General features: G+C 64.8%; 21 protein-coding genes and 1 pseudogene. 9 read left to right on the top strand and 13 right to left on the bottom strand.

Annotation, left to right across the window (positions count from 1 at the left end; all coding sequences use genetic code 11):
- Window positions 1-99 precede the first annotated feature (99 nt).
- Window positions 100-1,179: a fatty acid desaturase gene (locus H7225_RS00490; RefSeq protein WP_290658527.1), complete on the top strand. Its 1,080-nt coding sequence runs from the start codon at window positions 100-102 to the stop codon at window positions 1,177-1,179.
- On the opposite strand, the gene H7225_RS00485 is transcribed toward H7225_RS00490, so the two are convergent.
- From H7225_RS00485 to H7225_RS00475, 3 genes are all read right to left on the bottom strand, one after another.
- Entirely contained in the window at window positions 1,166-2,347 is a 1,182-nt protein-coding gene (locus tag H7225_RS00485) for a hypothetical protein (RefSeq protein WP_290658524.1), read from the bottom strand. The genes H7225_RS00490 and H7225_RS00485 overlap by 14 nt on opposite strands.
- A 95-nt stretch (window positions 2,348-2,442) precedes the next feature.
- Window positions 2,443-2,925 (bottom strand): DUF1854 domain-containing protein, encoded by a 483-nt coding sequence (locus H7225_RS00480; RefSeq protein ID WP_290658522.1) that lies wholly within the window; start codon window positions 2,923-2,925, stop codon window positions 2,443-2,445.
- The gene (locus H7225_RS00475; RefSeq protein ID WP_290658520.1) at window positions 2,922-5,198 is read right to left on the bottom strand and encodes an ABC transporter ATP-binding protein; all 2,277 of its coding nucleotides are present in this window, start codon (window positions 5,196-5,198) and stop codon (window positions 2,922-2,924) included. The genes H7225_RS00480 and H7225_RS00475 overlap by 4 nt, the downstream gene beginning before the upstream one ends.
- A gap of 138 nt (window positions 5,199-5,336) precedes the next feature.
- Between H7225_RS00475 and cphA (H7225_RS00470) the strand changes: the two genes are divergently transcribed.
- From cphA (H7225_RS00470) to H7225_RS00440, 7 genes are all read left to right on the top strand, one after another.
- The gene (gene cphA, locus H7225_RS00470) at window positions 5,337-7,544 is read left to right on the top strand and encodes a cyanophycin synthetase (protein WP_290658518.1); all 2,208 of its coding nucleotides are present in this window, start codon (window positions 5,337-5,339) and stop codon (window positions 7,542-7,544) included.
- 31 nt (window positions 7,545-7,575) lie between these two features.
- Entirely contained in the window at window positions 7,576-10,164 is a 2,589-nt protein-coding gene (gene cphA / locus H7225_RS00465) for a cyanophycin synthetase (protein WP_290658516.1), read from the top strand.
- A 1-nt stretch (window position 10,165) separates the two neighbouring features.
- Window positions 10,166-10,495 (top strand): hypothetical protein, encoded by a 330-nt coding sequence (locus H7225_RS00460; RefSeq protein ID WP_290658514.1) that lies wholly within the window; start codon window positions 10,166-10,168, stop codon window positions 10,493-10,495.
- 94 nt (window positions 10,496-10,589) lie between these two features.
- Window positions 10,590-10,889 (top strand): flagellar basal body rod protein, encoded by a 300-nt coding sequence (locus H7225_RS00455; protein WP_290658513.1) that lies wholly within the window; start codon window positions 10,590-10,592, stop codon window positions 10,887-10,889.
- Between the two features lie 43 nt (window positions 10,890-10,932).
- Window positions 10,933-12,093: a class I SAM-dependent methyltransferase gene (locus H7225_RS00450; RefSeq protein ID WP_290658511.1), complete on the top strand. Its 1,161-nt coding sequence runs from the start codon at window positions 10,933-10,935 to the stop codon at window positions 12,091-12,093.
- Between the two features lie 16 nt (window positions 12,094-12,109).
- The gene (locus H7225_RS00445; RefSeq protein ID WP_290658509.1) at window positions 12,110-12,325 is read left to right on the top strand and encodes an oxidoreductase-like domain-containing protein; all 216 of its coding nucleotides are present in this window, start codon (window positions 12,110-12,112) and stop codon (window positions 12,323-12,325) included.
- 416 nt (window positions 12,326-12,741) lie between these two features.
- Window positions 12,742-15,588 (top strand): peptidoglycan-binding protein, encoded by a 2,847-nt coding sequence (locus H7225_RS00440; RefSeq protein WP_290658507.1) that lies wholly within the window; start codon window positions 12,742-12,744, stop codon window positions 15,586-15,588.
- A gap of 9 nt (window positions 15,589-15,597) precedes the next feature.
- Here the strand turns inward: H7225_RS00440 and H7225_RS00435 are convergent, their stop codons facing one another.
- The 10 genes from H7225_RS00435 to H7225_RS00390 all read right to left on the bottom strand — a co-directional run bounded on the left by H7225_RS00435 (window position 15,598) and on the right by H7225_RS00390 (window position 22,439).
- Window positions 15,598-16,746: a Fic family protein gene (locus tag H7225_RS00435; RefSeq protein ID WP_290658505.1), complete on the bottom strand. Its 1,149-nt coding sequence runs from the start codon at window positions 16,744-16,746 to the stop codon at window positions 15,598-15,600.
- A gap of 187 nt (window positions 16,747-16,933) precedes the next feature.
- Complete coding sequence (locus H7225_RS00430; protein WP_290658503.1) at window positions 16,934-17,401, bottom strand: hypothetical protein; 468 nt, start codon at window positions 17,399-17,401, stop codon at window positions 16,934-16,936.
- A 47-nt stretch (window positions 17,402-17,448) separates the two neighbouring features.
- The gene (locus H7225_RS00425; protein WP_290658501.1) at window positions 17,449-18,534 is read right to left on the bottom strand and encodes a phospholipase A; all 1,086 of its coding nucleotides are present in this window, start codon (window positions 18,532-18,534) and stop codon (window positions 17,449-17,451) included.
- An 11-nt stretch (window positions 18,535-18,545) separates the two neighbouring features.
- Window positions 18,546-18,803, bottom strand: coding sequence for a hypothetical protein (locus H7225_RS00420; RefSeq protein ID WP_290658499.1), 258 nt, complete (start codon window positions 18,801-18,803; stop codon window positions 18,546-18,548).
- 43 nt (window positions 18,804-18,846) lie between these two features.
- The gene (locus H7225_RS00415; protein WP_290658497.1) at window positions 18,847-19,005 is read right to left on the bottom strand and encodes a DUF3309 domain-containing protein; all 159 of its coding nucleotides are present in this window, start codon (window positions 19,003-19,005) and stop codon (window positions 18,847-18,849) included.
- Window positions 19,006-19,016: 11 nt separating this feature from the next.
- On the bottom strand, window positions 19,017-19,244 hold the full coding sequence (locus tag H7225_RS00410) for a glycine zipper 2TM domain-containing protein (RefSeq protein ID WP_290658495.1): 228 nt from the start codon (window positions 19,242-19,244) through the stop codon (window positions 19,017-19,019).
- Between the two features lie 78 nt (window positions 19,245-19,322).
- The gene (locus H7225_RS00405) at window positions 19,323-19,946 is read right to left on the bottom strand and encodes an ABC-type transport auxiliary lipoprotein family protein (RefSeq protein WP_290658494.1); all 624 of its coding nucleotides are present in this window, start codon (window positions 19,944-19,946) and stop codon (window positions 19,323-19,325) included.
- Window positions 19,943-20,914, bottom strand: a complete 972-nt coding sequence (locus tag H7225_RS00400) for an MlaD family protein (RefSeq protein WP_290658492.1) — start codon at window positions 20,912-20,914, stop codon at window positions 19,943-19,945. Before H7225_RS00400 ends, H7225_RS00405 begins: the two co-directional genes overlap by 4 nt.
- Window positions 20,911-21,654: an ATP-binding cassette domain-containing protein gene (locus tag H7225_RS00395; protein WP_290658490.1), complete on the bottom strand. Its 744-nt coding sequence runs from the start codon at window positions 21,652-21,654 to the stop codon at window positions 20,911-20,913. Before H7225_RS00395 ends, H7225_RS00400 begins: the two co-directional genes overlap by 4 nt.
- A 2-nt stretch (window positions 21,655-21,656) precedes the next feature.
- A complete protein-coding gene (locus tag H7225_RS00390; protein ID WP_290658488.1) occupies window positions 21,657-22,439 on the bottom strand; it encodes an ABC transporter permease in 783 nt (260 codons plus the stop codon).
- 170 nt (window positions 22,440-22,609) lie between these two features.
- Here H7225_RS00390 and H7225_RS00385 point away from each other — a divergent pair.
- Window positions 22,610-22,888: pseudogene (locus tag H7225_RS00385) on the top strand (hypothetical protein); the annotation flags it as partial.

Below are 22,888 nucleotides of genomic sequence, written 5' to 3'. Positions count from 1 at the left end.
CGAACAAGTCAGTGTCGTGCACAGGCAAGACGCCAGGGGCCGTGCGGGAAAAAGATTATGCATCGACGCCATCCGTCACAAGCCATTGACCTGCCCTCCATGACAACCCATCCGACCACCGACCTGCAGCGCACTCAGCTCATCCGCCAACAGGTCTCCGCGCTTGGCAATGCGGCACGATCCCGCCACCCTTGGCTGGCGCACCAGAACGCCATCGGAATGACCATCCAGGTGATCGCCATCGCCGGCATGGGCTTGTGCAGCTCGCTCTACCTGGCCGGTTGGCTGCCCTGGTGGGGCGCCATTCCCCTGATCGGCATGCTGGCTTCCTTGACCCACGAGATCGAGCATGACCTGATCCACCTGCTGTACTTCAAGCAACACCCCTGGGTGCAGCATGCGCTGTTGCTGGCGGGCTGGTTGTCACGCCCCTCGACGGTCAACCCTTGGATGCGTCGGCACATGCATTTTCACCATCACAAGAAGGCCGGTGACGCGTCCGATTTTGAAGAGCGGGCCATCACCAACGGCGAGCGATGGGGGCTCAAGCGCTTGCTCATGACCATGGACAACATGCTGGCCATCGTGCTTCGACCGGTCACGATGCACCACATCCTGCGCCAGTACATCAAGGATGTGGAGAATCCCCGCACCCGCGCCGAATGGACGGCGGCCCTCGGCCGCAAGGCCCTTTCCTACTTCCCACTGGGCCATGCCTTCTGGGCAGGCTGGCATGCGTTCGTGGTCTTTCACCTGGCGGACCTGATCGCCACCGGTCTGGGGCAACCCATCGCCTGGTCGGCAGGCATGCTCTGGGCGATGTCGGTGCTGGACGCCGTGACGGTCTGTTTGATTGCACCCAACATCTTGCGCAACTTCTGCCTGCAGTTCATCAGCTCGAACATGCACTACTACGGCGATGTCGAGGTCGGCAACGTCATGCAGCAAACACAAGTTCTGAACCACCCGCTGTTCTGGCCCATGCAGCTTTTCTGCTTCAACTTTGGCTCAACCCATGCCATCCATCATTTTGTGGTCGGGCAGCCCTTCTACCTGCGCCAGATGATTGCCTCGCAAGCGCACGAGATCCTGCGCAGCCATGGCGTGCGCTTCAACGATCTGGGCACCTTCCAGCGTGCGAATCGATTGGCTTTCGAAAAAGCCGTCACGGCCCCTTGAGCAAATCATCAATCATCGCCTTCACCGCCTTCAGCTGCGGCGCAGACTGCTTGGCAAAGTTCGGCGCCGCCGGGTTCAAAGCCGCGAATTTCTCGGTGTAACCCCAGAAGTCCCAGCACCCTTTGGGATTGAAGCGGTACGGGTCGGTCAAAGCACGGCCCTTGGGATCACTGGGTTTGACCTGCGGATAAAGAATCACCATGCGCCCGGCCTCGGCCCAGCGGTTGTAGCCCGCCTCCTTCACGAACTGCAAACCAAACTTCTGGCGCCCGGTCTTGAAGCTCTGCCCCTGCTCGCACCCATGAAAGGCCACGTGCAAACGACAGTTCGCACCAGCCTGTTCACAGGCCTTGGGCACATAGACCCAGCCCGTGCTGTCCAGGCTGCTGAACACTTTCTTGTCGTCATACGGGGTCTGCTTGAACTGCTTCAAGGAACCCTCATCAGCCGTGCCCGCCTGCCAATCCGGCGTGCCTGGGTAAAGCCACTTCAACAGCTCACCGGCCGCGTCCAGGTTGCACTGCGTCAGGAAAGGGGTGTGTGTCAGGCTGCACGCCTGGCTGGCCTGCGGGCTGGGAAAGCCATGCCCGGCCTGGCTGTTTGCCTCGCGGTGGATCTGCGCCAGGGGCACGCCCAGGCGTTCGTAGAATTTCTGCACGGCACTGACCAGTTGGGGGTCGACGACGTGGTCCTGGCCACCTGAAAACAACCAGACACGGTGGCTCTTCAGGTGAAAGGTGTCATCGATGGCATGGGCCTTGGCATTGCCGGCCACGGCGTTCTGACTGAACACCAGGTACACGTCGGGGTTGAAGACCTGGCAACCGCCACCGAAGGCGTGCGCCACGTCCAGCGCGAAGTTCTGGTCGGCCGGGCACGAACAGTTGAACATGGCGGTGGACACGCTGCCCCGCGAGCACCCGTAAGGGCCACCGGCCAGCACAGCCGCACCACTCAAAGAGGCCGAGTAAGCGACCTCGAACTGCCCGGCCATGTAGGCGCCCGAGGACAGACCCGATACCGTGACGGCATCGGGCTGCAAACCCAGGGCGGGCAGACGGGACAAGACTTGGGCCTGAACAGCAGGCAGCATCAGACTGATGAGAAGGATGGCCAGCCAGCGGGGCAAGGCCCGCCATGGACGCCATAGCGCAAGGTGATCCGTCATGGAACGCTCCCTGGTTTTGAACCGACATTGCTGCGGCGCAGCATTTCGCGCAGCTTAACGCTCCCTGACCTGGAATGTAAAGAGAGCCGTTCAGCTCACAGAAACCGCTCCAGCAGGCGCCTTGATGCCACGTCCAGCGCCAGCCGGTCGCGCACCGCGAACTGCACGCCGTGGCTGCTGGTGATCAACAAGGCGCCGCCCGCCAGTCGGCGGATGTCGTCCTCAGTCTTGAGCACAAAAAAGGCGGGGCCACGGTCGGTGGACACCGCCCAGGTGCTGGGCGTGCCGAAGGTGGACACGGCTTCCAGGCGCTCGATCACCGGCGTGAATTCGCGAAGGGCCAGCTCGTCTTGCAGCAGTTGGCGCGGCGCCTCGGGCAGCGCACTCAAGCGCGTGATCCAGGCCAGCTCACGGCCGTGCGTGTCGACCAGCGAGACGCCATCGTCGGGCGCGGCAATCGGGAAGGCCCGCACCGGCGTCACGCCCTCATGGTGCACGCCCTGCGCATCCGTCAGGACCAGCCGGCCGAAAGCATCGCGGGCCAGCGTGAACGTCATCATTGCATCGCTGCTGCTCATGCCAGAAACTCCGTGTTGCCAACCTGGGCCTGTTGTTCCTTGCGCGCCTGGGCATCGTACAAACGCCAGTAGGCGCCCTGCTTGGCCATCAGCTCGTCGTGCGGGCCGACCTCGACCACGCGGCCTCGGTCCATCACCACCAGGCGGTCGGCCTTGCGCAGCGTGGACAAGCGGTGGGCAATGGCAATGGTGGTGCGGCCTTGCACCAGGTTGTCCAGCGCTTTCTGGATCTCTTTCTCGGTCTCGGTGTCCACCGACGAGGTGGCCTCGTCCAGGATCAGGATGCGCGGATCGATCAACAAGGCCCGCGCGATCGAGATGCGCTGGCGCTCGCCGCCCGACAGGCCCTGGCCGCGCTCGCCCACCAGCGAGTCATAGCCTTGCGGCAAGCGCAGGATGAATTCGTGCGCATGCGCCGCGCGGGCAGCCGCCACGATCTCGGCGCGCGTGGCCTCGGGCTTGCCGTAGGCGATGTTCTCGGCGATGGTGCCAAAGAACAAAAAGGGCTCTTGCAGCACCAGCCCGATGTGGCGCCGGAAATCGGCCACACCCACGCGGCGGATGTCGATGCCATCGATGCGGATGGCGCCTTCGCTCACGTCGTAGAAGCGGCAAATCAAGTTGACCAAGGTGCTCTTGCCCGAGCCGCTGTGGCCCACCAGGCCGATCATCTCGCCCGGCTGGATGTCCAGGCTCAGGTCGCGGATCACGGCGCGGCTGCCGTAGCGAAAGCCAATGCCTTCCATCTGCAAGCGGCCCTTCACGGTGGGCAAGGCCACCGGTTGCGTGGGCTCGGGCACGTTCGACACATGGTCCAGGATGTCAAAAATGCGCTTGGCGCCAGACGCGGCCTTTTGTGTGACCGAGACGATGCGGCTCATTGAATCCAGCCGGCCATAAAAGCGCCCGATGTAGGCGATGAAGGCGGTGAGCACGCCCACCGTGATTTGCTGGTGCGCCACCAGCCAGATGCCAAACGCCCACACCACCAGCAGCCCGATCTCGGTCATCAGCGAGACGGTGGGCGAGAACAGCGACCAAGTCTTGTTGAGCTTGTCGTTGATGGCCAGGTTGTGCCAGTTGGCGTCCTTGAAGCGCTTGGCCTCGCGCTGCTCTTGCGCAAAGGCCTTGACCACGCGGATGCCGGGGATGGTGTCGGCCAGCACATTGGTGACCTCGCCCCAGACGCGGTCGATCTTCTCGAAACCGGTGCGCAGTCGGTCGCGCACCAGGTGGATCAGCCAGGCGATGAAGGGCAGCGGCAGCAGGGTGACCAAGGCCAGCCAGGGGTTGATCGAGAACAGGATGATCGCCGTCATGGTGATCATCAGCACATCGGTGGCGAAATCGAGCGCGTGCAGCGACAGGAAGACACTGATGCGGTCGGTTTCACTGCCAATGCGCGACATCAGATCGCCGGTGCGCTTGGTGCCAAAGTACTCCAGCGACAGGTTCAGCAGGTGCTCAAAGGTGCTGGTGCGCAGGTCGGCGCTGATGCGCTCGGACACCAGCGCCAGCACATAGGTGCGTGCCCAGCCCAGGCTCCAGGCCAGCAGGGCCGAAATCAGCAAACCGCCCAGCAAGGCCGCCACATACCAGGTGTCGATGGTCTGGCCGCTCTGGAAGGGGATCAGCACCTTGTCCATCAGCGGGATGCTGAGGTAGGGCGGCACCAGCGTGGCGGCGGTCGAGGCCAGGGTCAGGCCGAAACCGAGCGCCAGCTTGCCCTGATAAGGCTTGGCGAAGCGCCACAGGCGCAGCAGCACCCAGGTCGAGGGCGGCTCATCCAGGCTGCGGGCGCAGGCAGGACAATCCTCGCTGTCGGGCGGCAGCGGGGCGTGGCAACTGGGGCACAGCGGCAGGCCATCGTCGTCCTGGGCGGGCGGGGCCCCGGCTTTCAGCAGCGCCTGCTGGCGGTCAAAAAATCTCTGAAAACCTTGGGCGGCTGGCCCCAGGGCCATGGTGAAGTGCCAGTGGGCCAGCCGTTTTTGCACATTGTGCAACTCGAGGGTGCCCACCCCGGCGTGGTCAACTTGACGCAAAGCCAGCCCCTCGGCCAGGGGCCAGGACTGCCAGGCGCCCTCCGGGGCGTCGCGGGAAAGCAAGCGGCGGTCGGTCAGCACCAAAACACCCTGGGAAAACCGCAAGCGCGGGTCCAGGTCAACCATCAGCGTGGCTAAAACGTTCTCTTCTTTTGTGAGCTGGGCCTGCAGGCCTGCCTGAGCGTGTTCGGTCAGGGCCCCGCGAGCGTCAACAGGATGATGATGTTGCATTTTGATTTCGTAGCGCAATCGCGGATTCTCGCCGAATCGGCACCACTTGCGGCAAGGGTGACTGTGAGCAGCCCCTGTGTCCTCAAGCACAATCCTGAGTCGCGCACCGCCTGAACGGTCGCCAGAACGCACAAGAACATGACAAGAATGGACGACATCAAACTGCTGCGCATCAATTATTTGCGCGGCCCCAATGTCTGGACCTACCGCCCCGTGCTGGAGGTCTGGCTGGATTTGGGTCTGCTGGAAGATTACCCCTCCAACCTGCTGCCCGGGTTCAACGACAGGCTGGTGGCGCAGTTGCCAGCCCTGATCGAACACCATTGCGGCGTGGGCGAGCGCGGCGGTTTCCTGGAGCGCCTGAAAGAAGGCACCTGGGCCGGGCACGTGCTGGAACACGTCGTGATCGAGCTGCTCAACCTGGCCGGCATGCCGACCGGCTTTGGGCAAACCCGCAGCACCTCGACCACCGGCGTCTACCGCATGGTGTTCCGCGCCCGCGACGAACACGTGGCCAGAGCTGCCCTGGCCGAAGGCCCCCGCCTGCTGATGGCGGCCATCAATGAACAGCCTTTTGACGTGCCTGCCGCCGTGGCCAAGGTGCGCGACCAGGTGGACGAGCGCTACCTCGGCCCGAGCACGGCCTGCATCGTGTCCGCCGCCACCGACCGGTGCATTCCGCACATCCGCCTGAATGACGGCAACCTGGTGCAGCTGGGCCATGGCGCCCGCCAGCGCCGCATCTGGACGGCCGAGACCGACCTCACCAGCGCCATCGCCGAAGGCATTGCCAGCGACAAGGACCTGACCAAGGGCCTGCTCAAGGCCTGCGGCGTGCCCGTGCCCGAGGGCGAAGTGGTCGACAGCCCCGCCGCCGCCTGGGAAGCCGCGCAAGACATCGGCCTGCCCGTGGTGGTCAAGCCCAGCGACGGCAACCACGGCCGGGGCGTGGCCCTGGACCTGAGAACCCAGGCCGAAGTCGAAGCCGCCTTCAAGGTGGCCGACCGGCACGGCAGCGAGGTCCTGGTCGAGAAATTCATCCGTGGCCACGAACACCGCCTGCTGGTGGTGGGCGGCAAAGTGGTCGCCGCCGCCCGGGGCGAAGCCGCCTGGGTGACCGGCGATGGCCGCTCCACCATCATGCAGTTGATCGATGCGCAGTTGAACACCGACCCGCGCCGGGGCCTGAACGAGGATTTCCCGCTCAACATCATCAAGCCTCTGGAAGACGCGGCCGTGCTGCTCGACCTGCGGCGCCAAAGCCTGAGCATCGACGCCATCCCCGATCCGGGCCGCCAGGTGCTGATCCAGCGCAATGGCAACGTCGCCCTGGATTGCACCGATGAAGTGCACCCCGACGTGGCGCACGCGGTCACGCTGGCGGCGCGCGTCGTGGGCCTGGACATTGCGGGTGTTGATGTGGTCGCACAAGACATTTCCCGCCCCTTGAAAGCGCAAGGCGGCGCCATCGTTGAAGTGAACGCCGGCCCCGGCCTGCTGATGCACCTGAAGCCGGCCGAAGGCTCGCCCCGCCCAGTCGGCCGCGCCATCGTCGATCACCTCTTCCCGGAAGACGACGACGGCCGCATCGCCATCGTGGGGATCACCGGCTCGCAGGGCACCAGCACCTTGGCGCGCCTGGTCACCTGGCTGATCCACCTGAGCGGCAAATACGTGGGCCTGGCCTGCCGAGACGGCCTGTACCTGGACCGCCGCCTCGTCGATCGCCAGGATGCCGCCCACTGGGAAGCCGGCCACCGCCTGCTGATGAACCGCGCGGTGGAAGCCGCCGTGTTCGAGTCCGGCGCCCGCGCCATCCTGCGCGACGGCCTGCCCTACGACCGCTGCCAGGTGGGCGTGGTCACCGACCTGGAAGGCGCGGCCGATCTGGCCGAATTCGACATCAGCGAGTCTGACCAACTGGTCAAGGTGATGCGCACGCAGGTAGACGTGGTCCTGCCCGAAGGCGCGGCCGTGCTCAACGCGAACGACGAGCGCATCGCGGCCATGGCCTCGCTGTGCGACGGCCAGGCCCTGCTCTATGCCGAGAACCCGCAACTGGCCACCATCGTGGCGCACCGCGCCCAAGGTGGCCGCGCCGTTTTCATGCGCCAGGGCATCGTCGTGCTGGCCAACGGCGCTTTTGAAAACACCCTGAGCGAACTGAGCAGCCTGACCTTGCGGCAAGGTCGCGGCACGCCAGTGTCGGCCGACACCTTGCTGGCCGCCGTGGCCGCCGCCTGGGCGCTGGACATCAAGCCTGATCTGATCACCGCGGGCATCGAGACCTTCGACGCCGACCTGTCGCCGGCCCGGCCCACGCTGGGTTTTGCCTACGCCCGCTGAAGACGCAAAGTACAAGAAGAGAGACACGCTGATGGACGTTTCCCGCATCCGGGCACTGAGGGGCCCCAACCTCTGGAGCCGACACACCGCCGTGGAGGCCATCGTGGCCTGCACCGAGGCCGAACGCTCGATCGTCAACCTGCCGGGCTTCGAGGCCCGCGTGCGTGCGCTGTTCCCGACGATTGGCGCTTTGCAGCACCGGGGGGCCAACACCAAGGTCTCACTGGCGCATGTGCTGGAGATCGCCGCGCTGGCGCTGCAGGCTCAGGCCGGCTGCCCGGTCACCTTCAGCTGCACCGCCGTGACGGTGGAGCCGGGCGTGTACCAGGCCGTGGTCGAGTATTCAGAAGAAGCCGTGGGCCGACTGGCCTTCGAGCTGGCGCAGGCCCTGGTCAACGCCGCCCTGAACAGCAGCGATTTCGACGTGGACGCCGCCATCACGCAACTGCGCGAGTTGGACGAGAGCGAGCGGATGGGCCCCAGCACCGCCGCCATCGTGGACGCCGCCATCGCGCGTGGCATCCCCTGGCGCCGCCTGACACAAGGCAGCCTGGTGCAGTTCGGCTGGGGCTCACGCCAGCGCCGCATCCAGGCCGCCGAGGTCGACTCGACCAGCGCCGTGGCCGAGGCCATCGCGCAGGACAAAGACCTGAGCAAGAAACTGCTGCACGCCGCTGGCGTGCCCGTGCCCATGGGCCGCCCGGTGCAATCGTTGGACGAAGCCTGGGCCGTGGCGCTGGAGATCGGCCTGCCCGTCGTCGTCAAGCCCCAAGACGGCAACCAGGGTAAGGGCGTGACGGTCAACCTCGTCAGCCGCGAGCACCTGGACATCGCCTACAAGGCCGCCTTTGAGTACGGCGAGGTCATGGTCGAGAAATACCTGCCTGGCGACGATTTCCGCCTGCTGGTCGTGGGTGACCGCCTGGTGGCCGCCGCCCGCCGCGACCCGCCGCAAGTGATTGGCGATGGCGTGCACACCGTGCGCCAACTGGTCGACATCGTCAACCTGGACCCCAAGCGCGGCGAAGGCCACGCCACCTCGCTCACCAAGATCCGTTTTGATGACATCGCTGTGGCGCGCCTGAATGTGCAAGGCCTCAAACCCGATTCGGTGCCCGACAAGGGCCGCCGCGTCATCCTGCGCAACAACGCCAACCTGAGCACTGGCGGCACCGCCACCGACGTGACCGATGACGTGCACCCCGAAGTGGCCGCGCGCGCCGTGGCCGCCGCACAAATGGTAGGGCTGCACATTTGCGGTGTTGACGTGGTCTGCGAGACCGTGCTCAAGCCGCTGGAAGAGCAACATGGCGGCATCGTCGAGGTCAACGCCGCGCCCGGCCTGCGCATGCACCTGACGCCCTCCTTCGGCAAAGGCCGGCAAGTGGGCGAGGCCATGGTGGCCAAGATCTTCGGCCCCGGCGACGATGGCCGCATCCCCGTGGTGGCCGTCACCGGCACCAATGGCAAGACCACCACTGCGCGCCTGATCGCGCACCTGCTGGCCGCCACCGGCCTGCGCGTGGGCATGACCAACACCGATGGCGTCTACGTTGAAGGCCGCCAAATCGACAGCGGCGACTGCAGCGGCCCCAAGAGCGCCCGCAACGTGCTGCTGCACCCGGATGTGGATGCCGCTGTGTTCGAGACCGCCCGTGGTGGCGTGCTGCGCGAGGGCTTGGGCTTTGACCGCTGCCAAGTGGCCGTGGTCACCAACATCGGCTCGGGCGACCACCTGGGCTTGAACTACATCACCACGGTGGAAGACCTGGCCGTGCTCAAGCGTGTGATCGTGCAGAACGTGTCGCCCAAAGGCTATGCCGTGCTGAACGCGGTCGATCCCAATGTGTCGGCCATGGCCAGCAAGTGCCTGGGCGAAATCATTTTTTTCGCGCAAAGCCACCACCACCCTGTGATGACCACGCACCGCGCGCAGAACAAGCGCACCGTGTTCGTAGATGGCGAAGGCGACAACAAAGCCGTCGTGGCTGCTCAAGGTGCCTGGCGCGAGCGCATCCCGCTGCGCGACATCCCCATCACCCGCAACGGCACCATCGGCTTCCAAGTTGAGAACGTGCTGGCCGCCGTGGCCGCCGCCTGGGGCGTGGGCCTGGACTGGGACGCTGTGCGCAGCGGCCTGGCCAGCTTCGTGAACGACGCCGACAACGCCCCCGGCCGCTTCAACGTGATGGACTACAAAGGCGCCACCGTGATCGCCGACTACGGCCACAACCCGGACGCCATGCGCGCCCTGGTGGCCGCCGTGGAAGGCATCCCGGCCAAGCGCCGCTCGGTGGTCATCAGTGGTGCGGGCGACCGCCGCGACGACGACATCCGCGAACAGACCGCCATCCTGGGCGACGCCTTTGACGACGTGCTGCTGTTCCAGGACGCCTGCCAGCGTGGCCGCGTCGATGGCGAAGTGCTGGCCCTGCTGCGCGACGGCCTGAAAGACGCCAAACGCACCCGCAACATCGACGAGATCCGCGGCGAATTCGTGGCCATCGACACCGCTTTGCACCGTTTGTCTCCGGGGGATCTGTGCCTGATATTGGTGGATCAAGTGGAAGACGCGCTGGCACACTTGGCCAAACGCGTCGCTGAATCTACGCCCTCTTGAGATGAACCACCTGCGCCTGAAAGCCCTGACCATCGCCCTGCCCCTGGCCGCCCTGCTGGGCTGTGCCACCGTGCAGGTGACCCGCGTGGCCACGGGCGGACCAGAGACGGCCTACGAGCTGGAAGGCACCAGCATCGAGCAGTTGGAAACCGAGGCCCAGCGCCTGTGCCCCCATGGCCATGACATCAAGCGGCAATCGCACAACTACCAGCGCTTGGCCAACGACCAGCTCTACCCCGTGCGCCTGTGGGACCGCATCACCGGCAACCTGAACACACCCACCAACAGCAAGGCGCAGATGGCCGTGGTGTGCAAAGCGCCCCCGCCATGAACAATTCCCGCCCTGGCCACTTATCGGTCAGCGCGGTCTGCGGATAAGACCTACATTTCATTGACAGCTTGTGTCATTGATCTTGAGGTTCTCCATGAACGCAGTCTCATCGATCGGCCGATCCGGCATGACCGCAGCCCTCCAGCAACTGGAGAGCTCGGCCCACAACATTGCCAACGGGCAAACGTCGAATTTCAAACGCGAGGTCGTCAACCAACGCGAGTTGCCCAACGGCGGCGTGACCACCACCATCGAGCAAACCCAGACCATCGGGCACGACCTGGCCGCCGACATCGTGAAGCAGATCTCGTCCACCTACTCCTTTCAGGCCAACCTGCACACCATGCGCACCCAGCAGGACATGATGGGCACGCTGATCAACCTGCAGGCCTGACGGCACCTTAGCCCGCTGGCTTACACTCATTGGGAAAGCCCCAATGAGCCCCAACACACCTCCCCCATCAGCGCTTGAAGCGCCCTTCCCCTTGGTCCACTGGACCGAGGCCGAACAAGATCAATCCGCCCGCTGGCGCTCTGAAAGCGCCGCCCCCCCGCCCAAGCGCGTGGTGCTGGCCGATGACCGCATGAGCGCCGACACCGCTTACCGACTGGCCTGCGAAGGCACCGGCCTGTTGTGGCGTGGCGACTACCAAAACGCCCGGCACCTGGTGCAGGCCCTGGTGCGGCGCAACGATCGCAAAACCCGCAAAAATTCAACAACACCGGCCGAGGCCTTCAACCTGCACCGCCAAGCCCAGGCCCAGCGTGCGCGTGTTCTGGGCATGGTGCTGATCCCGCTGGACGCCGACCACGCGATCCCGCTGCGGCGCGCGCCTGATGCACAGCAAGCTTGCGTGGAGGCCTATGGCCCTGGGAGCGAAGCCAGCGTGGTCTCTCTGCGCGAGTTGCTGGGCCTGATCGGTGCGCACGAGTGGCGCAAGAAGGGGGTCGAGATCCCCTTCCTCAAGGCCCGCATCCACCCGCACTACGGCGTGTTTTCGCCAGTGCGGGGCGAGTACATCGACCTGCTGGCCAAGGCCCCGCTGCCCGCCAGCAAAGCACTGGCCTTCGACATCGGCACGGGCACCGGCGTGATCGCCGCCGTGCTGGCCCGCCGTGGCGTGGGCCGCGTGGTCGGCACCGACCAAGACCCACGGGCCCTGGCCTGCGCACGCGAAAACATCGACCAGCTGGGCTTGGCTGCCAAGGTGGACATCGTGCAGGCCGATTTGTTCCCCGAAGGCCGCGCGCCCTTGATCGTCTGCAACCCGCCCTGGGTGCCAGCCCGCCCCAGCTCGCCCATTGAGCACGCGGTGTACGACCCCGACAGCCGCATGCTGAAGGGCTTCCTGAATGGCTTGGCCGAGCACCTGGAACCCGGCGGCGAAGGTTGGCTGATCATGTCGGACTTGGCCGAGCACCTGGGCCTGCGCTCGCGGGCCGAATTGCAGGCAGCCATTGATGGCGCTGGGCTGACCGTCATTGCCCGCCTGGATGTGAAGCCCCGCCACCCCAAGGTCACCGATGACAACGACCCTTTGCACGTGGCCCGCCAGGCCGAGCTGACTTCGCTGTGGCGCCTTGGGGTTCGCGCCTGAGTTGACGTTGACGTTCATGGACTTTCCGCTCACCGACCTGGCTTCGGCCCAGCGCATGTTCGCGGCCCTGCAAGCGCAGGCGCAGGCGCGCGGTGTTGCGCTTCGGCAGCCTCCGCCTGAGCCCACCAGTTGCTGTGGGCGTGGCTGCAATGGCTGCGTGTGGGAGGGCTTCTTTGCTGCAGCCGCTTATTGGCGCGATGAGGCCATGCTCATCCTCGACGACTCCTTTTGAGTGCCTTGGTGCGCTGAGGGTTGAACGCTTTATCGGGCAGCGCGGGGCGCGGGCTGGGGCGGTCTCCGGCAGGGCTTCAGCTTGGTGGTCCCACTTTTCAAGTGGGACTGCCTTGCGATGCTCATGCCGAGGTGGGGCCGTGGAACTCACTGCGCGGATTTCATCCGCTTCGTTCAAACAACCACGGCCAGTCAGATGACGAAGCACGCTGCGCGTGCCCACCTCGGCACTGCGCTTCTCAGCACCAAGCAGGCGCCCTGCCGGAGACCGCCCCAGCCCTTTTTCGCCCCGCACTCCTACCACAAGCACCCAACAAAGCGCACCCACGCCCCCCCTAGTTTGAACCCCGCCCTAGGGATGCCAACCCACACCTTCCCTGCTAAAAATGGCGCACTCCATTTCACAAGGGCGGGATCATGGGCAGTTTATTGATCAGGGGCAGCCAGGGTGCAGACGTCAAGCGCCTGCGCCAACAGTTGGCCAAAGAGCTCGGCCCCGACGGCGCCGACTACAGCAAGCTGGCCTCCGGCCAAGACTTCGACGCCGACCTGGAAGCCGCCGTGCGCCGCTGGCAATCCGGCACTGGCCTGATTGCCGATGGCGTGGTCGGCCCGCGCTGCCAATCCATACTGGGCCTGGTCACGCTGCCGCCCTTGGCCATCATCCTGGACAACGAGGCCGTGCGGCGCCTGTTCCCCGCCACCAAGCCCTCCAACATCGCGCGCTACCTTCCCTACGTGGCCGCCGCCCTGCAGGCCATGGGCCTGAACGACCGCAGCATGATCTGCGCGGCCCTGGGCACCATCCGCGCTGAAAGCGAAGGCTTCTTGCCCATCTCCGAGTTCCCCTCGCAGTTCAACACCAAGCCCGGCATGGCCCCCTTCAGCGCCTACGACGGGCGCAAGGCCCTGGGCAACACCCAGCCCGGCGACGGCGCCAAGTTCAAGGGACGCGGCTTCATCCAGCTCACCGGCCGCGCCAACTACACCCAATACGGCACCGAGCTCGGCATTGACCTGACCAGCAACGCCGACCTGGCCAATGCCCCCGAAGTGGCCGCCATGCTGCTGGCCACCTTCCTGGCCCACCGCGCCGACCCCATGCGCGCCGCCCTGGCCGAAGGCCAATACCTGGCTGCCCGCAAGATGGTCAACGGCGGCTCCCACGGCCTGGACCGCTTCAAGAACGTGTTCGACCTGACCAAGCAGGTGTGGCCCATTCCTGAGCCCAAGGTCGGCGTCAGCGCCACAGCCCGCAAGCGCAGCGCACCCCACGTCAGCAAGAAGCGCCCACTCACCGTCACCAAAGACCCGGCCGACCTGCGCGACCGCTTCTACATGCCGCCCCCCGTGAGCCTGCCCGGCGAGTTCCCCGATTCCGCCGACATCAAGCGCTTCCTGTCCACCTACACCAAGGCCGGCCTGATCCTCGACCAAGGCCAGGAAGGCGCCTGCACCGGCTTCGGCCTGGCCTGCACGGTCAACTACCTGCGCTGGCGCAAACAGCAGATGCCCAAGGCGCTGGAGTCCGTCAGCGCCGCCATGCTCTACAGCTTCGCGCGCCGTTACGACGAGTACGACGGCGAGAACTACGAAGGCTCCAGCTGCCGGGGCGCCATCAAAGGCTGGTTCCACAACGGCGTCTGCCTGGACACCGACTGGCCCCACCGCGACCACGATCCCGCCCAGCCCAAGTACGGCTACGCCCAACGCGCCGCGCAAAACACCCTGGGTGTTTACTACCGCATTGAGGTCAAGTCCATCACCGACCTGCAGGCCGCCATCCGCGAGGTGGGCGCTATCTACGTCTCCAGCACCACGCACGAGGGCTGGAACCAGATCGCCAACAAGGCGCAAGCCCCCACCGGCCATGTCGGCCTGCCCGTGATCCCGTATGACGGCCACCCGTCTGAAGTCGATGGCCACGCCTATGCACTGGTCGGCTTCAACGAGCAGGGCTTTGTGCTGCAGAACTCCTGGGGACCTGGCTGGGGCGCCGGCGGCTTTGCCGTGCTCACGTATGCCGACTGGTTGGCCAACGGCATGGACGCCTGGGTGGTGGCCTTGGGCGTGTCGGGCGTGATGGTGGGCGGCATGACCACGGCCGCCGCCAGCCAGACCCGCACCGCCGGTGCCGACCCCGCCAACTGGTGGGACGAGCGCCGCGCCTACCAGCACAGCATCGTGATGGGCAACGATGGCCGCGTGCGCCGCTACCTGACCGAAGACGAAGTCAGTCGCACCTTGCTGCACCAGGCCTCGGTGCTGCCCGACACATGGTTCCGCAGCCAGCCCGGCAAGGTCAAGCGCCTGGTGATCTACGCGCATGGCGGCCTCAACAGCGAGGCCGACGCCATCAAGCGCGCGCGCGCCATGGGCCGCTTCTTCACCGGCAATGGCTGCTATCCGCTGTTCCTGGCCTGGAAGACCGGCCTGATGGAAAGCATCGGCAACATCATCCAGGAGGCCTGGCGCAAGCAACCGCCCGCGGCCGCTGGTGTGGGCGAGTGGATCACCGACCGCACCGACCTGTTGATCGAAAAATCCATCGGCCGCCCCCTGGTCAAGCCGGTGTGGAGCGAGATGAAAGAGAACGCCGAGTTGGCTTTCAACGCCACGCGCGGTGGCGACCTGCTGATCACCGCCTTGCAAAAGCTGGTGAGCACCTGGGGCGACGACCTGGAGATCCACTTGGTGGGCCACTCGGCCGGCTCGATCATCCTGGGCCACATGCTGGACCTGGTGGCCAAGCGCGGCCTGGTCGATCAGATTTCGTCGATCCAGCTGTGGGCACCGGCCTGCAGCGTGCAGTTCGCCAACCAGCACTACGCACCGCATGCGGACCTGATGAAGAAGCTTCACCTGCAGGTGCTGTCCGACCGCAATGAGCGTGATGACAACGTGGTGGCCATCTACCGCAAGTCGCTGCTGTACCTTGTCTCCAGCGCGCTGGAAACCGATCTGCGCACACCCATCCTTGGCATGGACAACGTGTTCAACGCCGACTACCGGGGGTGGGATGGCTCATCGAGCACGGGCGAATCCTTGCGCAGTTGGCGGCAGGCAGCGGCCAATGCGGGCCTGGTGCCGGGCGAGCGCCTGGTGGTGGTGGAGCAGGACAAGATCACCGTGGCCAAGCCAGATCGCCAAGCCAAAGCGGCCCATGGCACGTTTGACAACGATGTGGACGTGGTCAGCCGGGCGGTGCAGCGCATCAGCGGTGGTGCGCTGAAGACGCCGGTGGATGACCTGAGGGGGTTTTAGGCAGCCGCATCACTCATCCGTCACCGCGGTGGCCGCCTCGGGATAAAGGTTGGGAAACAGCACATCCAAAGCATTCAGCGGAAAGCCGATCCGCACTTCTGCCCGGTGTCCATCACTGATCAACAGGCCATCGGCAATCAATTGCGAAAGCACTTTGCGCCCCGTGCGCTCGGCCAGCCCGGTCATCTGGATGAACCCGCCTCGGGCCACCGGCCCCGCCGCCAAAACATGGAGCAGGGGAAGGATGGCCTGCGGCCTGTAGTCGGAAGCACCTTCATGGCTTCGAATGGTGATCAGTGCCGTGATCCTGTCTTGCAGCCGCCCAAGGTCCAACATCCTGGTCATGAACGCAACCTGATCGCTGCAGATGTCGATGAAGAACTCGCACCAGTTCAACAGCGTTCTTTCGCTGAGATTGCCCCGGCCATCCAGGTCGCCTTGCCTGACTGCACCGGCCTCGGAAAGCCGCCAATAGTATTCATCTCGTCGCCGAGCGAGCCCCCGGTTGACGGACCACAGCCCGCCTGTGAGGCTGCGCATTGCAGCATGCAACTGCACTCGCCCAGCGCGGCCATTGCCATCCAAAAAGGGGTGCACCCAAGCCATTCGGTGGTGCTGGCAAGCCATGGCCACCAGCAGCTTGTCCAAGCCCCAGTGGGTGGCATAAACCTCGTCGACGCGCGCCAGAAAGCTCGGCACCGAGACCCAGGCTGGCGGCTGATGGCGGCCCACAGCCACATCTTCTGTGCGCAAGCGGCCCGGCTCGACCAAGCGGCCCTCGTCGGTGCGGCGGTCGTCTTCGCTGAGTCGGCCGTACAGGTTCGCGTGGGCCAGCACCAGGTACTGGCTGCCCAACAGCTGGGCCTCGGTGGCGCCCACGCCCTCCATCGCGCGCTCGGCCTCAATGTGCGCCAACGCGATGCGCTGGCGCTTGGCCACATCCGCGTTGCCTGAGAAGTTCGCGCGAAGTGCCTTGTCGATGTGGATGGGGTGGGTGCTTTGCCCCTCGATGCGATTCGAGTAGTACGAGTTCATGGTACGCACCAGCTCGCACAACTGGCGCCGCGTGGACTCGTTGGCAGAACCCTGAAGCCGGTGCGCGGCCTCAATCACCGGGCGCGCCAGAACCGCGAGCCGATCCAGGCCCCGACCAGGCATGAGCGGCTCAAACTGGTGGGGTTGGCTGTACTCGGTGAGTATGCTGGATCCTGCTGACATTGTTTTGCCGGTTATTTTTCCGGATCATTGTTGCATTTAAATGCAACAAAAACAATGACATAGACCACCTCAATGACTCTCAGAAACCAAACCATTGGCCGGTTAATTTTCCGGCCTGATTACCGCATCAGGTCGAATAAGACGCGTCATCGACCTGAACGTCATGCTCCAGGATGACCGCACCCAGATGCCCCTCGGGCGGGCGGCCAAAGAAAGGCCCGCCCGGCTCGGAGAACAAATACACATCCGACTGCAGCGCGCCGCAATGCGGACAATGGTTGGTCAAACGGCTGACCCCATCATCACCGGGCAAATCCACGCGCAGGTTGGGCGCCAGCAGCAAGAGCGCATCGGTCAGCTCGGTGGGTGGGTTGGCGATGCCGTACACATAAGTGCGGCTCTCGCCTGATTCACCCAGGTCGACCACGTCGGCCGCGACCACGGCGTGCACCTGGGTCAGGGCATGGCACTTCCAGCAACTGGCTGTGGAGGTGCGCATGTGGATGGGGGCCACCAGGTGCAAGGAGGCGGCATCCCCTGTTTTGGGGGCCGCGCCTTGACCGGAGTTTTTCTTCAGGCTGTGGGGAGTGCTCATCCAATCGATCCCTTGAAGAGGTTAAGGCCCAACGCTAACACGTCTGCTCAGAATTTGAAGATCGTCAACCCCAGACTCAAGCTGGTCTGTTTGAAGTTGTAATCCAGCAAAGTTTCGCCATAGCCCTGGAAAACTTGCGCGTACCAACGCAGGCCATCAGGCCGGTCGTTGAACACGGGATAGGACCAGTCCAGCTGCACCGAACCCTTGCCCGACAAGGATGGCCGCCAGGCCAGCACTGCGGTCGAACGCCCCGGAGTCCACATCAGCTGCGCCTCGGCTCGGCCCAGGTAGTCCTGGACGTCCGGGTTGTCGTCGCCCACGACGCTGTCGGTCTTCAGGCGCTGCTCCAGCCGCAGGTTGAACATGACGTCACGACGCTCCAGGCCCACCTGTGCATAGACGCGGTTCCAGCTGCGCGACAAGGGGTCGGGTTGGCCATTGGACTGGTGCACGATGCCAGCCTGCGACATGCGCCAGGACCAGCCCAGCGGCAGCTTCTGCCAGGACGCGGGAGTGGGCACCACGTAGATGACCTCCGGCTGGTAATCGGTGCTGCGAAACGGCGCAGACTGCTCGTGGTTCCACAGTTGCCACATCGACTGCTGGGTGTAGGCCACCCACAGATCGGCGCCGGGCAACACGGCGTTTTCCCACACCTTGCTGCGCATCGACACCTGGATCTTGGCCTCGCCATTCTGGTAGCGGGGCAAGGTGCTGGCGGTGCCCCGGGTCGGGGTGCTGGGTCGGCGGTTAACCGATTTCATCTCATGCAAAGGCATGAAAAAATTGGGGCGGTAGCTGGTGTAGTTGAAGGTGCCGCGCTTGTCGGCCTGGTCCAACTCCCAGTAGCGAGACATGAAGCTGCTCTCGGACTGTTGTAGGGTGGCCGGCGTCGCCGCCTGGCTGACAGGCACAGCGGCTGCAGTTCCCGGCACCACGACGGGCGAGGCAGGCAGCGTCACCATGGCCTCGCGCCCGGCCAGCCTGTCGTAGCAGGCCAAGCGCGCACTGGCTTCTGGCAAGCCCAGGCACTCCTTCAGGTCAAGGGGCGCCTGGGCGAAAGCGGGGGCAGCGAGCCCCACGCCCAGGGCCAACAGGGTGGAACGAAAGGGGCGGTGTGGGGTAGGCATGCGCGATTGGATCACGCGGCCGCTTCGGCACCAAGTTCCGACATCAATTCTTCCTTGCGGCTGGCCGTGACATCGCCCAATTGGTGCAGGTCCTTGGCGCTGGCATGCTCCACCACCGCTTCTTTCAGCACGTCTTCAGCCTTGACAAACTTCTCGTAGCCCTTGAACAGCTTCCTGACTTCCTTGTGGTCGGCAGTGAGCAGTTGCACGGCATCGGGGGTGGTTTTGGCCTTGGTTTTGACAGCGGGTTGTTTGGCGGTGGTTGGCATGTTTGTTTCCTCGGGTTGATGGAAAAAAGTCAGGCAGCGAAGGTCAAAGTCGGCCCATCAACATCAACACGATCAGCACGACCAGGATCAAACCCAGGCCGCCACTGGGGCCGTAACCCCAGCTTCGACTGTGACCCCAGGTGGGCACAGCGCCAATGAGCATCAACACAACAACGATCAGAAGGATGGTTCCCAAGCCCATGATGGCTCTCCTTATTTCTTGATTTGATTGCCGATGATGCCACCGACGGCTGCGCCACCGATGGTTCCACCAGCGCTGCCGCCGGTCAGCACGGCACCTGCGGCTGCGCCCACACCCGCGCCAACGGCGGTGTTGCGGTCACGGGCGGACATGTCACTGCACGCGCCCAGACCGGCCAAGGCCAACGCGGTGGTAGCGGTCAACGCCAAGCGGACGGATGTCTGTCGAATGTGGTTCATGGCACTTCTCCTTTTAGTGGGTAACGTTGTGTTATTAGCAAACAGGGTGCCCGCCGGGGCCGTGCCGTGAAATAAATGTCAGCGCACCGCGCGGGCGACGTCTTGCGCCACCTGGTTCAACAAGGTACTGATGGCCGCGGCTTGGCCCACCGGGGTGTCTGGCGAGACCCCCGTGCTGGAGGCGCTGCTGCCAGAGAAAACCGGGGTAGGCGTGCTGCCCGGGCCGGTGATGCGCCAACTCACATCCGCGCGCAATTGCCCAGCGCTGCGCACATAGTCCAACGGGGCCATGTTGACGATCAACACCTGCCCAGTGGGCATGGACGGGCAATGCGAGTCACACACGGTCCAACTCGGCAAAGCTTGCCGCAAAAGCAGGGCCAGTTGGTTGGTCAGCCCCACCTCCAGGCGCTCGGCCCAGGCGGTGTTCGGCCATTCGGCCAGTGTGCTGTCGGCATTGCGGTAGCGCACGGCATTGGTTAGCAGGTATTCGGGGATGTTGACGCGGCGCAGGGTGATGAACCTGAGGGCGGAGGCCGCCAAAACGGCCGGTGCTGCCACAGCGGGCACGGCTGGCTGAGCCGGGGGTGGCAAGGGCAGCGACAACAAGGTCGGCACGGGGGCCGTGCTGCAAGCACTCAGCAGGCCCAGCGCCAACAGGGCCACACCGCGGGAGACGACAAGGCGGCGCAAAGTGATCATGGTGCTTTCTTCCCAAACAAAATGGTGTTGGGCTGGCGCTCCAGCTGGTCGGCAAAAGAGCGCAGGCTGCGCGCGGCCAGCGACAAGTCACGCACCGCCAGCTCGGCATCCGACCGTAAAGGCGATCCCACGGCGCTGAGTTCGGCAAAATTGCCCATGGCCTGCTGCGCAGCCTGTGCCGCATCGCGGGCGGCCTGCAAAGTTTGCTGAATCTCGGGCTGGGTTTGCAGCACCACCTGGCGAGAGGACTCCGACAACTGCGCCACCGATGCCAATGTGGCTTGCGCCTGGGCTTGCACATCCTGCAAGGCCTTGGCCCCCACCACCAGGGTCTGCTTGGCTTGCGCCGCCGCAGCACCGATCTCCTTGCCCGACAAGGCCACCGCTTGTTGGGTGACCTTCAAGGTCTGGTCCAGCTGGTTGATGGTCTTGCGCACGTCTTGGACCAGGTCGGCCAAGGGCAACTCGGCCACCTGGTCCAGCAGCGCATCCAGCTTATCGCGCATGGCCGGGATCTCGGGCAGGGCGCTGGAGCCACCGCCCAGCAACACCAAGGGGGTGTTGGGCTTGAAGTCCAGGTCGATGCTGGTCTGGCCGGTCACCACGCTCTGGATGATGAGCTTGGCGCGCAAGCCGCGCTGCACCAGCTCAGGCAGGTTGCGAAAGCTGCCACTTTTTTCGTCGCCCATTTTCAAGGTGTCGCTGCCCAGGGTCAGCCCGACGGGAATGCGCGTGACCAGGGACTTGGGGTCGACCTCGATGCCGATGCTCAACACCTCGCCGATCTTCACGCCCCGAAAGCTCACCGGCGCCCCGACGTACAGCCCCCGCACACTGCCTTGAAAATAAACGATCGCCTTCTGCCGCTTGGCAAACAGATCGGCACCGCCCAGGGTCACAAGCCCCGCCACGATCAGGATCAGGGCCGCGACGACGAAGCCGCCGACGAGCAAGGCATTGCGTTTCATAACTTCTCCCGGTGCAGGAACGCGTGCACGGTTGGGTGGGTGGCAGTGTTCAGCAGCTCGCTGGGCTTGCCATGGGCGATGGGCTTCTTGCTGTCGGCGTCCAGAAAGATGCTGTCGTCGGCGATGGCGAACAGGCTGGGCAACTCGTGCGAGACCATCAGCACGGCCGCGCCGGTTCGATCGCGGATCTCCAGGATGAGGTCGTCCAGGCGCTTGGAGCTGATCGGGTCCAGGCCGGCGGAAGGCTCGTCCAGGAACAACAAGCGTGGTTGCGCCGCAATGGCCCGGGCCAGGCCGGCGCGTTTTTTCATGCCGCCACTGAGGTCGGCCGGGCTGTAGTCGGCGAAGTCGGCCATCTCGACCCACGACAGGGCTTCTCGGGCACGTTCGATGCGTTCAGCTTCGGGCAGATCGGTGTGCTGCTCCAGGGGCATCAGCACGTTCTCCAGCACCGTCATGGACGACCACAAGGCGGCACTTTGAAAGAGCACGCCAAAACCAGAACGCAGCTTGGTGCGCTCTTCATCGTTGCTTTTCCAGTAGTCCACACCGTCGTACAGCACCTGCCCGTGGGCCGGCTCCAGCAGGCCGATCAGGTGCTTGAGCAAGGTGCTTTTGCCGCAACCACTGGCCCCCATGATGGCGAAGATGGTGCCAGCCTCAACCTCGAAAGACACGTCCTCTTGAATCAGTTTGTCGCCAAAGCGCATGGTCAGGTCTTGAACGCTGAGCAGGGCCATGGTCAGATCCCCAGCGCGTTGGCGCAGACCGAGAACACGGCATCCAGCGCGATCACGCCCACGATGCCCGCGACCACGGCGCGCGTGGTGGCCTGGCCCACGCCCGCCGCGTTGCGATCGGCATGCAGGCCGTGGTAGCAGCCCGCGATCGCCACCAGGATGCCAAAAGCGATGGCCTTGGCGAAGCCCAGCCCCAGGTGCTGAAAGCTCAGGGCGTCCAGGCTGCGGTCAAAGTAAGCGGCCGGCGCCAGGCTCAACATGCTGGCCCCCACCGTGAAGCCCCCCAGCAAACCGGCCAGGCAACCAAACACATACAGCAAGGGCATCACGAGCAGCAAGGCCAAAACACGCGGCACCACCAGGTGGTCCATGGCGTTCAGGCCCAACACCTCCAGGGCGTCAACCTCTTCATTGGCCTGCATGGTGGCCAGCTCGGCTGCGAAGGCCGCCCCGGTGCGCCCGGCCATCACCACGGCCGTGATCACGGCGGCCATCTCGCGCGAGACGGCAATGGCCACCAGATCGGCCACGAAGATGCCTGCGCCAAACTTGACCAGCTGCACGGCGCCCACAAAGGCCAGGATGGCCCCCACCAGCACATTGACCACCAGCACGATCAGCAAGGCACGGGCACTGCAATCGGCCAGCACCCGGGCCATGTCCTGCGACCGGAAACGCCAATGGTTGGGCATCCCCCGAGAGATCGCCAGGATCACCGATCCCAAAAAAGTGATGCCGCGAAAAGTGCCTTGCAGCGGTGCGGTCCGAGGCCAACGAATCGTCATGCTTGCCGTTCTAACACGAGGCAGAGGCCCAGCGGTGGCAAGAACAGTGCCTGTCGGCTTTGGCCGACGTGATGTCGCGCAGATGTCCTACAGGGCAAGGAGACAGTGCCTACGGCTGGGCGACACCTCCGCTTCTAAAGTTTGAAGGATCAACCCTCAGGAGATTCTTCATGCCCCACCGCTTGCTGAACGCCCGCCACCTGCGCACCGCTTCATCGTGGGCTGCGCTCACACTGGCCACCGCCGCCGCACCTGCGATGGCGGTTGAGAACAGCATGCCGGTGATCGACCGGGTCGGAATCTGGGTCGGCGGCTACAACGTGGACGCGCAAGGCGACCTGTCCTTGGCCACCCCCGATGGCACGCAGAGCACCGGCAAGCAACGCGTGATTGATGGCTCCGACGTCGTCAAGCGCGCCCGCATTGACTGGCTGCTGTTTGACCGCCAG

This window comes from Aquabacterium sp. (assembly GCF_014378415.1).
In the GTDB taxonomy this organism is placed as follows: domain Bacteria; phylum Pseudomonadota; class Gammaproteobacteria; order Burkholderiales; family Burkholderiaceae_C; genus Aquabacterium.
The sequence above is the reverse complement of the archived record's forward strand: the minus strand, read 5'-3'. Positions and strand labels throughout refer to the sequence as shown.

Excerpts from the sequence above, each read along its gene's own strand:
- H7225_RS00480 (WP_290658522.1), bottom strand. The coding sequence starts at position 2,925 with ATGAGCAGCAGCGATGCAATGATGACGTTCACGCTGGCCCGCGATGCT.
- H7225_RS00450 (WP_290658511.1), top strand. The coding sequence starts at position 10,933 with ATGAGCCCCAACACACCTCCCCCATCAGCGCTTGAAGCGCCCTTCCCC.
- H7225_RS00460 (WP_290658514.1), top strand. The coding sequence starts at position 10,166 with ATGAACCACCTGCGCCTGAAAGCCCTGACCATCGCCCTGCCCCTGGCC.
- H7225_RS00405 (WP_290658494.1), bottom strand. The coding sequence starts at position 19,946 with ATGATCACTTTGCGCCGCCTTGTCGTCTCCCGCGGTGTGGCCCTGTTG.
- H7225_RS00415 (WP_290658497.1), bottom strand. The coding sequence starts at position 19,005 with ATGGGCTTGGGAACCATCCTTCTGATCGTTGTTGTGTTGATGCTCATT.
- H7225_RS00485 (WP_290658524.1), bottom strand. The coding sequence starts at position 2,347 with ATGACGGATCACCTTGCGCTATGGCGTCCATGGCGGGCCTTGCCCCGC.
- cphA (WP_290658516.1), top strand. The coding sequence starts at position 7,576 with ATGGACGTTTCCCGCATCCGGGCACTGAGGGGCCCCAACCTCTGGAGC.
- H7225_RS00430 (WP_290658503.1), bottom strand. The coding sequence starts at position 17,401 with ATGAGCACTCCCCACAGCCTGAAGAAAAACTCCGGTCAAGGCGCGGCC.
- H7225_RS00435 (WP_290658505.1), bottom strand. The coding sequence starts at position 16,746 with ATGCCTGGTCGGGGCCTGGATCGGCTCGCGGTTCTGGCGCGCCCGGTG.
- H7225_RS00390 (WP_290658488.1), bottom strand. The coding sequence starts at position 22,439 with ATGACGATTCGTTGGCCTCGGACCGCACCGCTGCAAGGCACTTTTCGC.
- H7225_RS00455 (WP_290658513.1), top strand. The coding sequence starts at position 10,590 with ATGAACGCAGTCTCATCGATCGGCCGATCCGGCATGACCGCAGCCCTC.
- H7225_RS00420 (WP_290658499.1), bottom strand. The coding sequence starts at position 18,803 with ATGCCAACCACCGCCAAACAACCCGCTGTCAAAACCAAGGCCAAAACC.
- H7225_RS00445 (WP_290658509.1), top strand. The coding sequence starts at position 12,110 with ATGGACTTTCCGCTCACCGACCTGGCTTCGGCCCAGCGCATGTTCGCG.
- H7225_RS00490 (WP_290658527.1), top strand. The coding sequence starts at position 100 with ATGACAACCCATCCGACCACCGACCTGCAGCGCACTCAGCTCATCCGC.
- H7225_RS00400 (WP_290658492.1), bottom strand. The coding sequence starts at position 20,914 with ATGAAACGCAATGCCTTGCTCGTCGGCGGCTTCGTCGTCGCGGCCCTG.
- cphA (WP_290658518.1), top strand. The coding sequence starts at position 5,337 with ATGACAAGAATGGACGACATCAAACTGCTGCGCATCAATTATTTGCGC.
- H7225_RS00440 (WP_290658507.1), top strand. The coding sequence starts at position 12,742 with ATGGGCAGTTTATTGATCAGGGGCAGCCAGGGTGCAGACGTCAAGCGC.
- H7225_RS00395 (WP_290658490.1), bottom strand. The coding sequence starts at position 21,654 with ATGGCCCTGCTCAGCGTTCAAGACCTGACCATGCGCTTTGGCGACAAA.
- H7225_RS00475 (WP_290658520.1), bottom strand. The coding sequence starts at position 5,198 with ATGCAACATCATCATCCTGTTGACGCTCGCGGGGCCCTGACCGAACAC.
- H7225_RS00410 (WP_290658495.1), bottom strand. The coding sequence starts at position 19,244 with ATGAACCACATTCGACAGACATCCGTCCGCTTGGCGTTGACCGCTACC.
- H7225_RS00425 (WP_290658501.1), bottom strand. The coding sequence starts at position 18,534 with ATGCCTACCCCACACCGCCCCTTTCGTTCCACCCTGTTGGCCCTGGGC.